General features: G+C 69.8%; 10 protein-coding genes. All 10 read left to right on the plus strand.

What is annotated here, in order from left to right:
- Positions 1 to 1,779, plus strand: coding sequence for an aspartate--tRNA ligase (gene aspS / locus F0U47_RS19240; RefSeq protein WP_149752106.1), 1,779 nt, complete (start codon positions 1 to 3; stop codon positions 1,777 to 1,779).
- Positions 1,780 to 1,954: 175 nt separating this feature from the next.
- A complete protein-coding gene (locus tag F0U47_RS19245; protein ID WP_149752107.1) occupies positions 1,955 to 2,992 on the plus strand; it encodes an ABC transporter permease in 1,038 nt (345 codons plus the stop codon).
- Between the two features lie 63 nt (positions 2,993 to 3,055).
- The gene (locus F0U47_RS19250) at positions 3,056 to 4,834 is read left to right on the plus strand and encodes an ABC transporter substrate-binding protein (protein ID WP_149752108.1); all 1,779 of its coding nucleotides are present in this window, start codon (positions 3,056 to 3,058) and stop codon (positions 4,832 to 4,834) included.
- A 149-nt stretch (positions 4,835 to 4,983) separates the two neighbouring features.
- Positions 4,984 to 5,988, plus strand: a complete 1,005-nt coding sequence (locus F0U47_RS19255) for an ABC transporter permease (protein WP_149752109.1) — start codon at positions 4,984 to 4,986, stop codon at positions 5,986 to 5,988.
- A gap of 14 nt (positions 5,989 to 6,002) precedes the next feature.
- On the plus strand, positions 6,003 to 7,088 hold the full coding sequence (locus tag F0U47_RS19260; RefSeq protein WP_246159705.1) for an ABC transporter ATP-binding protein: 1,086 nt from the start codon (positions 6,003 to 6,005) through the stop codon (positions 7,086 to 7,088).
- A 173-nt stretch (positions 7,089 to 7,261) separates the two neighbouring features.
- Positions 7,262 to 8,368 (plus strand): ABC transporter ATP-binding protein, encoded by a 1,107-nt coding sequence (locus F0U47_RS19265; protein WP_246159706.1) that lies wholly within the window; start codon positions 7,262 to 7,264, stop codon positions 8,366 to 8,368.
- Between the two features lie 32 nt (positions 8,369 to 8,400).
- On the plus strand, positions 8,401 to 9,798 hold the full coding sequence (locus tag F0U47_RS19270) for a replication-associated recombination protein A (RefSeq protein WP_246159701.1): 1,398 nt from the start codon (positions 8,401 to 8,403) through the stop codon (positions 9,796 to 9,798).
- 24 nt (positions 9,799 to 9,822) lie between these two features.
- Positions 9,823 to 10,392 (plus strand): hypothetical protein, encoded by a 570-nt coding sequence (locus tag F0U47_RS19275; protein ID WP_149752112.1) that lies wholly within the window; start codon positions 9,823 to 9,825, stop codon positions 10,390 to 10,392.
- A gap of 19 nt (positions 10,393 to 10,411) precedes the next feature.
- On the plus strand, positions 10,412 to 10,696 hold the full coding sequence (locus F0U47_RS19280; protein WP_149752113.1) for a DUF6167 family protein: 285 nt from the start codon (positions 10,412 to 10,414) through the stop codon (positions 10,694 to 10,696).
- Positions 10,697 to 10,717: 21 nt separating this feature from the next.
- Positions 10,718 to 13,423: an alanine--tRNA ligase gene (alaS, locus tag F0U47_RS19285; RefSeq protein ID WP_149752184.1), complete on the plus strand. Its 2,706-nt coding sequence runs from the start codon at positions 10,718 to 10,720 to the stop codon at positions 13,421 to 13,423.
- Positions 13,424 to 13,428 lie beyond the last annotated feature (5 nt).

A 13,428-nucleotide genomic window follows, 5' to 3' on the forward strand; every position in this document is an offset into this window, starting at 1 on the left:
GTGATCCGCACCCACGACGCCGGCGCCCTGCGCGTCGACAACGTCGGCCAGACCGTGACCCTCGCCGGTTGGGTGGCGAACCGTCGCGATCACGGCGGGGTGGCGTTCATCGATCTCCGCGACTCCAGCGGCGTGGTACAGGTGGTCATCCGCGACGAGTCCGTCGCGCACGCCCTCCGCTCGGAGTACTGCCTCAAGGTCACCGGCGAGGTCACGGCCCGCAAGGAGGGCAACGAGAACCCCAACCTGCCGACCGGGGCGATCGAGGTCGTCGCCGCTCCCGGCGAGGGAGGCGTCGAGGTCCTATCGGCCTCCGCGCCGCTGCCGTTCCCGATCAGCGACCACGTGGACGTGGGGGAGGAGGTGCGCCTCAAGCACCGCTACCTCGACCTGCGTCGTACGGCGCCCGGCGCCGCCCTCCGCCTGCGGAGCCAGGTCAACCGCGCGGCCCGCGCCGTGCTCGACGCCCACGACTTCGTGGAGATCGAGACGCCCACGCTGACCCGGAGCACCCCGGAGGGGGCCCGGGACTTCCTGGTGCCGGCCCGGCTCCGCCCCGGCAGCTGGTACGCCCTGCCGCAGAGCCCCCAGCTGTTCAAGCAGCTGCTCATGGTGGCCGGCATGGAGCGCTACTACCAGATCGCGCGCTGCTACCGCGACGAGGACTTCCGGGCCGACCGCCAGCCGGAGTTCACCCAGCTCGACGTCGAGATGAGCTTCGTCGAGCAGGACGACGTCCTCGCGCTCTCCGAGGAGATCCTCGCGGCGCTGTGGCAGCTGGTGGGCTACGACCTCCCGCGCCCGATCCCGCGGATGACCTTCGCCGACGCCATGGCCCGCTACGGATCCGACAAGCCCGACCTGCGGATGGGCCAGGAGCTCGTCGAGTGCACCGACTACTTCAAGGACACCTCGTTCCGGGTGTTCCAGGCGCCGTACGTCGGTGCCGTCGTGATGCCCGGCGGTGCCGGCCAGCCGCGCAAGCAGCTCGACGCGTGGCAGGAGTGGGCCAAGCAGCGCGGTGCGCGCGGCCTGGCCTACGTGCTGGTCCAGGCCGACGGCGAGCTGGGTGGCCCGGTCGCCAAGAACCTCAGCGACGAGGAGAAGGCCGGCCTGGCCGCGCACGTCGGCGCGCAGCCCGGTGACTGCGTGTTCTTCGCCGCCGGAGCCCCGAAGCCCAGCCGGGCCCTGCTCGGCGCCGCACGTCTCGAGATCGGGCGCCGCTGCGGCCTGATCGACGAGAGCGCCTGGAGCTTCGTGTGGGTGCTCGACGCGCCCCTGCTCGAGCCGGCGTCCGACGCCACGGCTGCCGGCGACGTCGCCGTGGGCCAGGGCGAGTGGACCGCGGTGCACCACGCCTTCACCAGCCCGCAGGACCCCGAGGGCTTCGACAAGGACCCCGGCAACGCCCTGGCGTGGGCCTACGACATCGTCTGCAACGGCAACGAGATCGGCGGCGGCTCGATCCGTATCCACCGCGAGGACGTCCAGAAGCGCGTCTTCGCCCTGATGGGCATCGACGAGGAGGAGGCGGAGGAGAAGTTCGGCTTCCTCCTCGAGGCCTTCAAGTACGGCGCCCCGCCGCACGGCGGCATCGCGTTCGGCTGGGACCGGATCTGCGCGCTGCTCGCCGGCACCGACTCGATCCGCGAGGTCATTGCGTTCCCCAAGTCGGGCGGCGGGTTCGACCCGCTGACGGCCGCGCCCGCGCCGATCACGCCGGAGCAGCGCAAGGAGGCCGGGGTCGACGCGGTTCCCGAGGCGGACCTTCCTGCCTGAGTGCCTCTTCGCCGGACACCTTCCGCGACTAACGAGATCAAACCGTTACCGCGTCGGCATCGATTCGCGCCCACGGTTCGTCCTAGAGTCGCGACCGGCGCCGTGAGGCGCGTCACCGTGACGAAGGTCGCGGCGGCTGGGTTGCGAAGCCCGATCTTGGGCGGACGAGGTGAGCATGACCGACCCGACTGCGGGTGTGCAGGTTGCCGAGACCACCGAGGGCAGACAGCACTTCAGCGACGAGCCGACGGGCCGCCGGGACAAGGCGATCGAAGGCCGGTCACCTCTCCAGATCGCACTCTCGCGGCTCGTCAAGGACAAGCTCGCCATGGTGTGCGCGGCCGTCGTGCTGTTCTTCATCCTGGTCGCGCTCTTCGCGCCCATGATCACCTCGGCGCTCGGGGTGTCGACCGACGTGGTGCGCAGCTGTGACGTGCTGGAGTGCAACGCGGCGAACCCCGGCGTGGGATACCCCAAGACGGGCCCGCCGTTCTACGGGTTCGACGCCGAGCACCCGCTGGGTCTTGCGCCGCGCACCGGCGCCGACAACCTCGCGCACTGGGTGGAGGGCTGCCGCACCTCGCTGCTGATCGCGGGGTCGGCAACGCTCATCGCCTCTCTCGTCGGCATCGTGCTCGGTCTGACCGCCGGCTTCGCCGGCGGCGTCGTCGACAAGATCATCTCGTTCGTCACCGACTTCTTCCTCACCATCCCGTTCCTCCTCGCAGCTCTGACGATCGCCCCGATCGTGATCGAGCGCTACTCCACCGGAGACAGCTACGCGACCGCGCAGAAGGTCTCCCTGATCGGGGTGCTGGCACTCTTCGGCTGGATGGGCGTGGCCCGCCTGATACGCGGCGAGGTGCTGTCGCTGAGGGAGCGGGAGTTCATCCTGGCCGCGCGCGTGGTGGGGATGCCCATCCACCGGATCATGCTCCGCGAGCTGCTCCCCAACCTGACCGCACCGATCGTGATCAGCGTGTCCCTGATGCTGCCGGCGTTCGTCGCCGCTGAGGCCGGCCTCGCCTTCCTCGGCATCGGCGTGACCGGGAGCCCGTCCTGGGGGCAGACGATCTCCAAGGCCGTGCCCTACTGGTCGAACTACTCGCTCTACCTGATCGAGCCGATGCTGGGCGTGGTCCTGCTCGTGCTCTCACTCAACCTGCTCGGGGATGCGATCCGCGACGCTCTCGATCCCAAGACGAGGCGCTGACCGGATCACCAGGATGTCGCCTTCAGCCATCGGGGGCGCACACATAGGAAGAAAGGCTGGAACATGAGACGGACCAAGGCGCTGGCAGCAGCAGCCACGGGTGCCGCACTCCTCACGGTCGCTGCGTGCGGCGGGAGTGACGGACCCGGTGAGGGTGGTGACGGCGGCGAGTTCGAGGAAGCCGGCGAGACCATCGACAAGGACCCCGACCGCCAGGGACCGGCCCCCGACATCGAGGGCGCCCAGGAGGGCGGCACGATCACGGTCTACCTTCCCGACGACCCCGGCCCCGAGGACCTGGACCCGACCAACGGCTGGTCGGTGACCGGCAACTCGATCCAGCAGGCGCTCACCCACCGGTCGCTCACGCAGTACGCGCGTGACCCCGAGTCCGGCGAGATGATCCTGGTCCCGGACCTCGCGGAGGACCTCGGTCAGGCGAACGACGACTTCACCGAGTGGACGTTCACGATCCGTGAGGACGCCACCTGGGAGACCGGCGACCCGATCACCGCGGAGGAGGTGGCGTGGGGCATCGAGCGTTCGTTCGACTCCGACACCTTCCCGTCCGGTCCGGGCACCGAGTACACCGAGCACTTCTTCGAGGGTGCCGAGGAGTACGACGGTCCCTACTCCGACCCGAAGGCCGCCGAGTCGTTCGACGGTGTGACCTTCGACAACGATGCGCGCACGGTCACCATCAAGATGTCCACGACGTTCCCGGACATGGACTACTGGGGCGCGTTCATGGCGATGGGCCCGGCTCCGCTGGGCAAGGAGTCCGACCCGCCGGCCTACGGTGCGATGCCGCTGTCGAACGGTCCCTACAAGGTCGAGTCGTTCCGGCCCAGCGAGGAGCTGGTGCTCGTCCGCAACGACGAGTGGATCCCCGAGTCCGACCCGGCTCGCCACCAGTACGCCGACAAGTGGGTGTTCAACTTCGCTGCTGACCCGACGCAGACCGACGAGCTGATGCTCAGCGGCAACACCGAGTCCCAGACCTCGATGTCCGCGTCGATCACCTCGGAGAACTACCAGAACTTCCGCGACACCCTCGGTGACCGCCTGGTTCAGCAGTCCGCCCAGTGCACCAGCTTCCTTTCTCCGGACTACACCAAGATCAAGGAGATCGAGGTTCGCAAGGCGATCGCCTACGCCTACGACTACGAGAGCATCTGGAACGCCTCGGGTGAGGTCCCGGGCGTGACCCGGGTGCCGGCCAACTCGATCATGCCGCCGGGCATGTCGGGCAAGTCGGACTACCAGGTCGACGGTGAGCAGATCACCTTCGACCCGGAGAAGGCCAAGGAGCTCCTGGCCGAGGCGGGCTACGAGGACGGCTATGACATCCACATGGCCTACGCCACCGGCTCGCCGACCACCGAGGCCGCGCAGGAGCAGCTGAAGCGCGGGTTCGAGGAGGCTGGCTTCAACGTCACCGAGTACCCCGTCCCGATCGAGACCTCGCTCTACACGATCTGGACCGACCCGGACAACAAGATCAACAAGAAGCTCAACCTCCGGGGCGTCAACTGGTGCTCCGACTGGCCGTCCGGTCTGACCATGCTCCCGTCGCTTCTCCGGACGGGCGCTACCTACAACACCGCGTTCTTCTCCGAGGAGGAGATCGACGCCGAGTTCGAGGAGATCCCGACGCTGCCGGTGGAGGACCAGCCGGCTGCCTGGGGTGAGCTCGACCAGCGGATTGCCGAGGAGTACTACCCGATCATCCCGACCGCGTTCCGCAACGACCTCTTCGCCTTCGGCGAGAAGATCGGGAACCCGACGGGTGACGGCGCTCTCGGCGCACCCAACTACAAGGACCTGTACGTCGCTCCCTGAGCGATCCGACAGTGATCCGAACCGACGTCAGCTCGGGCTGACGCAGGGCTAACGCCGGTGGGGGTCCCGACCCAGGGGCCCCCACCGGTCAGCCTGAACCGCCGGCAGGCTCGGCCGCCGGCGGCACTCGATCCAGATGGAGGGACCAGTTGTTCGCGTACGTCGTCAAGCGCCTGCTGTCAGGCGTCGTGGTGCTGTTCCTGGTCTCGATGACCATCTTCCTCGTCTTCTGGTACGGCCCGCAGGAGCCGGCGCAGGTCGTCTGCGACCGACAGACGAGCAACCGGTGCGGCGAGCGCATCGAGCTCTACCGCGAGAACCTCGGCTACAACAACGCCTGGTACGAGGAGTACGGCACCTTCCTGAAGGGCATCGCGGTCGGCCGTGACATCAAGTTCGGCAACCGCGAGCTGTCGTGCGCCGCGCCGTGCCTCGGCCGGTCCTACCTGAACGACGCCCCGGTCTGGGAGGAGATGAAGACCCGGATGCCGGCGACCTTCTCGGTCGCGATCGGGGGCGCGGCCCTCTACCTCCTGCTCGGCATCCCCATCGGCATAGCCGCCGCGCGAAGACGGGGCACACTCGCAGACAAGGCGCTGGTGTCCTCGTTCCTGGTCATCAGCTCCATCCCGTACTACCTGTTCGCACTCCTCGTCTGGCTCTTCCTGACGATCAGCTGGGAGATCCCACTCTTCGCCGAGACCGGGTACTTCCCACTCACCGACAATCCAGCAAAGTGGTTCTCGGGGTTGTTCCTGGCCTGGATCGCGCTCGGCGTCTTCGGCTGTACGTCGTACACCAGGTACACCCGCGGCTCGATGGTCGAGGTGCTGGGTGAGGACTACATCCGCACCGCCAAGGCCAAGGGCCTGGCGAGCACCAAGGTCGTCTACAAGCACGGCCTCCGCTCCGCGCTGGTGCCCGTCGTGACCATCTTCGGCATCGACTTCGGCACGCTGCTGGCCGGCACGATCTTCACCGAGCAGATCTTCGACATCGAGGGCATCGGCCGATGGGCGCTGAACGCCGTCTACCAGCGTGACCTGCCGGTGGTCGCCGCGACCGCCCTGTTCGGCGCGACGATCCTGATCATCAGCAACCTGATCGTCGACGTCGTCTACAGCATCCTCGACCCCCGGGTGCGGTTCTCATGACCGCCGCCGAGCCCATGACCACCCCCGCCCCGACTGGAGGTTCCGTGGAGGACGAGCCGCTGCTCGTGATCGAGGACCTGACCGTCAGGTTCCCGACCGAGGACGGTGTGGTCTCTGCTGTCACCGACCTGAGCTACTCGGTCGACCTCGGCAAGACCCTCGGCATCGTCGGGGAGTCCGGCTCCGGCAAGTCGGTCTCGAGCATGGCAGTCCTCGGTCTGCACGACGCCCGAACGGCCCGGATCAGCGGCTCGATCCGTCTCCGTGGCGCGGAGATCGTCGGCATGTCGGAGGCCAAGCTCCGCAAGCTGCGCGGCAACGAGGTCGCGATGATCTTCCAGGACGCGCTGGCCGCCCTGCACCCGTTCTACCGGGTCGGCAACCAGCTCGCCGAGGCCTACCAGGAGCACCACCCGGACGCCTCCAAGCGGGACGCGCGGCGCAAGGCGATCGAGATGCTCGACCGGGTCGGCATCCCGAGGCCGGACCGCCGGGTCGACGACTTCCCGCACCAGTTCTCCGGCGGCATGCGGCAGCGCGCGATGATCGCGATGGGCCTGATCAACGACCCGTCGCTGCTCATCGCCGACGAGCCGACGACGGCACTCGACGTGACGGTCCAGGCGCAGATCCTCGACCTGCTCCAGGACCTCCAGCGTGAGTTCAACTCTGCGGTCATCATCATCACCCACGACCTCGGGGTGATCGCCGAGATGGCGGACGACGTCCTGGTCATGTACTCCGGACGGGCTGTCGAGTACGGCCCGTGCAAGGACATCCTCGTGCACCCGGAGATGCCCTACACCTGGGGACTGCTGTCGAGCGTGCCGGACGTCACCTCCGACCCCGACGCCCGGATGATCCCGATCCCCGGCAACCCGCCGAGCCTGCTGGCGCCGCCGACCGGCTGCCCGTTCCACCCGCGGTGCGCGCACCGCGACAAGGTGCCGGGTGACCTTTGCAGGACCGCCCTACCGGAGCTGCTGCCCGGCGGGCGCGGCGGTCACCACGTGAAGCGCTGCCACCTGACGAACCCCGACGCGATCTACGAGGCCGAGGTGCTGCCCGAGATCGCCCCCGACCTGGCCGAGGAGCGCTGATGTCGCACAAGACCCCTGAGCAGGGGACGGGGGAGATCGCGGAGTACGAGGTCCCGGAGACCTCCGTGCCCGAGAACGACGTCGCGACGTTCTCCGAGCTGGTGGGGCACACCCACGCGGCCGCCAAGCTCGACCCGACGGCCGAGCCGGTGCTCACGGTGGAGAACCTCCGGATGTACTTCCCGGTCAGGTCGACCGGCCTGGTCCGCCGCAAGATCGGTGACGTCCAGGCGGTCGACGGCATCTCCTTCCAGGTGCCCACGGGCGGTTCGCTCGGCCTGGTCGGGGAGTCCGGCTGTGGCAAGTCGACGACAGGGCGGCTGATCACGCGTCTCTACAAGCCGACCGGCGGCTCGATGGAGTTCGCCGGGGTCGACCTCGCCAAGCTCTCCAACCGTGAGCTCAAGCCGCACCGCCGCAACGTGCAGATGATCTTCCAGGATCCCTACACCTCGCTGAACCCGCGGCAGACGGTCGGCGGGATCGTCGGGGCGCCGCTCGCCGTGCACAACATCTTGCCGAAAAACCAGATCAAGGCCCGGGTGCAGGAGCTGCTCGAGGTCGTCGGCCTCAGCCCCGAGCACTACAACCGCTACCCGAACGAGTTCTCGGGCGGGCAGCGGCAGCGGATCGGCATCGCCCGGGCCCTCACGCTGAACCCGAAGCTGCTGGTCGCGGACGAGCCGGTGTCCGCGCTGGACGTGTCCATCCAGGCCCAGGTGATCAACCTGCTGCAGGACATCCAGCAGGAGTTCGGGGTCGCGTTCCTCTTCATCGCGCACGACCTCGCCGTGGTGCGGCACTTCTGCCCCGAGGTCGCTGTCATGTACCTCGGCAAGATCGTCGAGATCGGTGACCGGGAGAGCATCTACTCCCACGCCCACCACCCCTACACCCAGGCGCTCCTCTCGGCCGTGCCCGACATCAAGCAGGCGGTGACGGGGGAGCGGCGCGAACGGATCCGGCTCACCGGCGACGTGCCGAGCCCGATCGACCCGCCGTCCGGGTGCCGGTTCCGCACGCGGTGCCCGATCGCCCAGGAGATCTGCGCGCGGCACGAGCCGCCGCTGCTGCAGATCGGCAAGCGCCACAAGGTCGCCTGTCACTTCCCGGGCCGACTGGGCGAGCACCCGCGCGAGCCGTTCACCGCGCGGCTGCTGGGCGTGGACCGCGAGGGCCAGCCGGACCCGGGTTCGAGCCCGGCGACGGACCTCGTCGAGCAGCCCGGTTACGCCGAGACCTGGTTCGACCTGGACGCGAAGACGATCGGGCGGGCGTAACGACCTCACCGGCGACAGGTCAGAATGCTGGAGTGTCCGACGACGCACTCTTCGACGCGCCCGAGGCGCGCACGCCCGCCGGCGGCGGCTCCCTGGCCGATGCCGCGCACGTGGCGGCGCCCCTCGCCGTACGAATGCGCCCGCGGGACCTCGACGAGCTGGTCGGCCAGGCGCAGCTGAAGGCGCCCGGCTCGCCGCTGCGCCAGCTGGTGGAGGCCGACCGTTCGATGTCCCTGCTCCTGTGGGGACCGCCCGGCACCGGCAAGACCACGATCGCCTCGATCCTGAGCCGGCAGACCGGGCGGCGCTTCGTCGAGATCTCCGCGGTCGCCGCCGGCGTGAAGGAGGTCCGTGCGGCCATCGACGCGGCGCGCTCGACGCTGGTCGGGTCGGGGCGCGAGACCGTCCTGTTCGTCGACGAGGTGCACCGGTTCAGCAAGGCGCAGCAGGACGCCCTGCTCCCGGGGGTCGAGAACCGGTGGGTCACGCTGGTCGCCGCGACCACAGAGAACCCGTCGTTCAGCGTCATCTCGCCGCTGTTGTCGCGCAGCCTCCTGCTGCGGCTCGAGTCCCTCACCGACGACGACATCCGGGTCCTGCTCGAGCGTGCGGTCCTCGACGAGCGCGGCCTCGGTGGCGCGTACGACGTCGACCCCGCCGCGCTCGACCACATCGTGCGCCTGGCCGGTGGTGACGCCCGCCGGGCGCTGACCTACCTGGAGGCCGCAGCGGGCGGGGTGGTTTCGAGGCTCGGCGCTGGCGCGCCTCGCACCTCAACCACCGAGAAGCCCCTGATCGACCTCGCCACGACCGAAGCCGCGGCGGACCAGGCAGCCGTCCGCTACGACCGTGACGGCGATCAGCACTACGACGTCATCAGTGCGTTCATCAAGTCGGTGCGCGGCTCCGACGCCGATGCGGCGCTGCACTACCTCGCCCGGATGATCGAGGCGGGTGAGGACCCGCGCTTCATCGCCCGGCGCCTGATGATCCTCGCCAGCGAGGACATCGGCCTCGCCGACCCCACCGCCCTCCCGATCGCCGTCGCCGCCGCCCAGACCGTCCAGCTGATCGGCATGCCGGAGGCCCAGCTGACGCTCGCGCACGCCACGATCGCCCTCGCCGTCGCGCCGAAGTCCAACGCGGTGACCACCGCGATCGGCGCCGCGATCGCCGACGTCCGCGCCGGGAAGATCGGCCAGGTGCCCGCCCATCTCCGCGACTCCCACTACCCCGGCGCGAAGCAGCTGGGCCACGGCGCGTCGTACGTCTACTCCCACGACCAGCCGTTCGGCGTCGCCGAGCAGCAGTACGCCCCGGACGTCCTCGCAGACGCTGAGTACTACGTCCCGACGGAGCTCGGCGCGGAGGCCGCGGTCAAGCAGCGCTGGGAGCGGGTCCGGCGGATCATCCGCGGTCAGCGTGGCTGAACCGGGCCGATAGGCTTGCGTCCCATGACGAGTGCGCTGGTGGTCCCCGGCTGGTTGGCCCTCCTGACCCTGGTCCTCGTCATCGGTCTGCTCGCGGCGGTCGCGTGGCTCGCGACCGCGCTGCGGCTCACGCGTCACCAGGGCGAGGAGGTCCTGGCGAGCGCCGCCGCCGACCTGGACTCCCTGCGCGACGAGCTCGACGCGCTCCAGGTCCGCCTGGTCGAGGAGGCCGCAGAGCTGGAGGAGGCCCGGCGGAGCCTCCGGCTCGCCGACGTGACGATCGTCGACGACAAGGAGTACCGGATCACCGAGCTCGGCCCGAGCCGGCGCGGAGGGCCGATCGGCCTCCTCCCGACGGTGCCCGGTCCGCAGTTCGTCGACGTGATGCTGCGCGAGAGCCTGATCCGGACGGCCTCGATCGCCGCCGGGCTGCGGCGCGCGCTCGCACCCGAGGTGCGCAACCGGATCCGCTTCGAGATGAAGCGCGAGGTGAAGCGGTCGCGCAAGCAGCGCAAGACCGACCTGAAGCAGGCGCGACGCGAGTGGCAGGCGCAGCAGCGCGCCGCGATCCCGGCGTCGGAAGTGGCCCGATGAGCCAGTCCGCGGAGCACCGATGAGGCGCGGCTTCTGGTTCGCGGCCGGGGCGGCGGCGGGTGTCTACGGGGTCGTGAAGGCCCGCCGGGTCGCCGAGGCCTTCACCGTCGACGGGATGCGCGACCGCGCGAGCGCCGCGTCGGTCGGTGCCCGGATGTTCCGCCAGGAGTTCCGGCAGGGCAGGACCGACGCCGAGGACGACCTGCGCGAGCGATATGCGCTCGCGGTCGCCCGTCACCAGGAGCTAGCGTCCGCCTCCCGACCCGCGATCGAACAACCTGACACCGAGAGAGGCAATGCCTAAATGGGACTGATGGGCAGCGGTCTGAGCACAGCCGACATCCGCGCTCGATTCCTGGCGCACTTCGAGGCGGCCGGGCACGCCGCGGTGCCGTCGGCGTCGCTGCTGCTCGACGACCCGAACCTGCTCTTCGTCAACGCCGGCATGGTGCCGTTCAAGCCCTACTTCCTCGGCCAGGAGACGCCGCCGTACGCCCGCGCCACCAGCGTCCAGAAATGCATCCGCACGCCGGACATCGAGGACGTCGGCAAGACCACGCGGCACGGCACCTTCTTCGAGATGTGCGGCAACTTCTCGTTCGGTGACTACTTCAAGGAAGGCGCCATCGAGCTGGCGTGGGACCTGGTCACCAAGTCCCTCGACGACGGTGGCTTCGGGCTGGACGAGACCCGGCTGTGGCCGTCGATCCTGCACGGCGACGACGAGGCGCTCGAGCTCTGGATGAAGGTCACCGGCCTGCCGGCCGAGCGGATCGTCAAGCTCGGGCCCCGCGAGAACTACTGGTCGATGGGCGTGCCCGGACCGGGCGGACCCTGCTCGGAGATCCTCTACGACCGGGGCCCGTCGTACGGCCCCGACGGCGAGTTCGCGACCACGCAGCGGATCGCGATGCCGACCGAGCTCGAGGACCGCTACCTCGAGATCTGGAACCTGGTCTTCATGCAGGACGAGCTCTCCGCCGTCCGCAGCAAGGAGGACTTCGACATCGCCGGGCAGCTGCCCAAGCGCAACATCGACACCGGCATGGGTCTCGAGCGGGTGGCCTTCCTGCTCCAGGGCCGGGAGAACATGTACGAGATCGACGTCATGTTCCCGGTCATCGAGAAGGCCGAGCAGCTCTCCGGGAAGAGGTACGGCGCCAATCAGGCCGATGACGTGCGCTTCCGGGTCGTGGCCGACCACATCCGCTCCTCGATGATGCTGATCAACGACGGTGTGACGCCGGGCAACGAGGGCCGCGGCTACGTGCTCCGGCGGCTGGCCCGGCGCGTCGTGCGGTCCATGCGGCTGCTGGGCTACGAGGACCCGTGCCTGCCCGAGCTGATGCCGATCAGCCGCGACAAGATGGGCGAGACCTACACCGACCTGCTCACCAACTGGGAGCGGATCTCCACGGTGGCCTATGCCGAGGAGGACGCGTTCCGCGCGACCCTCAAGTCGGGCACCAGCATCTTCGACCTCGCCGCCGGTGAGGTGAAGGCTGCGATGAAGAGCGGCGGAGCGCCTGTGTTCTCCGGCGACAAGGCCTTCCAGCTCCACGACACCTACGGCTTCCCGATCGACCTGACCCTCGAGATGGCCGCCGAGCAGGGCCTCCAGGTCGACGAGGAGGGCTTCCGCCGCCTGATGACCGAGCAGCGGGAGCGGGCGAAGGCCGACGCCAAGGCGAAGAAGGGCTCGCACCGCAACACCGGCGCCTACCGGGAGATCGCCGACGGCATGGGCCGGTCGGTGGAGTTCACCGGCTACGACACCGTGGTCGACGAGGGCACGGTCCGCGGCATCGTGCTCGGCGGCGGGGTCGTCGCGGCCGCCAAGGAGGGCGACGACGTCGAGCTGGTCCTCGACCGCACGCCGTTCTACGCCGAGGGCGGCGGCCAGCTCGCCGACCAGGGCGTCATCCAGCTCGCCAACGGCGCGGTGCTCGAGGTGCGGGACGTGCAGTCGCCGATCTCGGGCCTCATCGTGCACAAGGTCAAGGTGCTGTCCGGCGAGGTGGCCGCGGGCGTGGCCGCCGAGGCGAAGGTCGATACCGATCGGCGGCTCGCGATCTCGCGCTCGCACACGGCCACCCACATGGTCCACAAGGCGTTCCGGGAGGCGCTGGGCGAGACGGCCACCCAGGCCGGCTCGGAGAACTCGCCCGGACGGTTTCGGTTCGACTTCTCCGCCACCGGGTCGGTGCCGGCGTCGGTGATGGCCGACGTGGAGTCGCGCGTCAACGCGGTGGTCCTCGACGACCTCGCGGTGCACGCCGAGCTGATGACCCAGCGGGAGGCCGTCGCGTCCGGCGCGATGGCCCTGTTCGGCGAGAAGTACGGCGACCAGGTGCGGGTCGTCTCCGTCGGCGACTGGGCGCGCGAGCTCTGCGGCGGCACGCACGCCCAGAGCTCCGGCCGGCTCGGCGTGATCAAGCTGCTCGGCGAGTCGTCCATCGGCTCCGGGGTGCGCCGGGTCGAGGCGCTGGTCGGCACGGACGCCTACCAGTTCCTCGCGCGTGAGCACGTCCTCGTCGCGCAGCTCGCCGAGACGCTCAAGGCGCGCCCGGAGGACCTTCCGGCGCGGGTCAACGACCTGGTCGAGAAGCTGCGCGCCGCCGAGAAGGAGATCGAGAAGATCCGGCTGAGCCAGCTGCTGGCCGGCGGCGCCGCGCTCGCGGCGGGTGCTGCCGACGTCGGCGGCGTGAAGGTCGTCGCCCACCGGGTGGAGGGCGCCGGCGCCGGTGACGTCAGGACGCTGGCGCTCGACGTCCGCGGCCGGCTGCCCGGCGACGCGCCCGGCGTGGCCGTGATCATCGGCGTGGCCGACGGCAAGGTCTCCGTGGTCGCGGCGGTCAACGACACCGGCCGGGCTCGTGGCCTGTCCGCCAACACGCTGGTCCGGGCCGTGGCGCCGTACGTCGACGGCCGAGGGGGCGGCAAGGACGACGTGGCCCAGGGCGGCGGCAGCGACGCGAGCCGGATCGACGAGGCGCTCGCGGCCGTCACCGCGACGGTGGCGGCTGGGTGAGGGCA

It is taken from the genome of Nocardioides antri (genome assembly GCF_008373765.1).
Lineage (GTDB): Bacteria > Actinomycetota > Actinomycetes > Propionibacteriales > Nocardioidaceae > Nocardioides > Nocardioides antri.

What these genes read in the sequence shown, in the direction of transcription:
- F0U47_RS19245 (WP_149752107.1), top strand. Translation starts at nt 1,955, where the DNA reads ATGACCGACCCGACTGCGGGTGTGCAGGTTGCCGAGACCACCGAGGGC.
- F0U47_RS19250 (WP_149752108.1), top strand. Translation starts at nt 3,056, where the DNA reads ATGAGACGGACCAAGGCGCTGGCAGCAGCAGCCACGGGTGCCGCACTC.
- F0U47_RS19260 (WP_246159705.1), top strand. Translation starts at nt 6,003, where the DNA reads ATGACCACCCCCGCCCCGACTGGAGGTTCCGTGGAGGACGAGCCGCTG.
- F0U47_RS19265 (WP_246159706.1), top strand. Translation starts at nt 7,262, where the DNA reads ATGTACTTCCCGGTCAGGTCGACCGGCCTGGTCCGCCGCAAGATCGGT.
- F0U47_RS19275 (WP_149752112.1), top strand. Translation starts at nt 9,823, where the DNA reads ATGACGAGTGCGCTGGTGGTCCCCGGCTGGTTGGCCCTCCTGACCCTG.
- F0U47_RS19280 (WP_149752113.1), top strand. Translation starts at nt 10,412, where the DNA reads ATGAGGCGCGGCTTCTGGTTCGCGGCCGGGGCGGCGGCGGGTGTCTAC.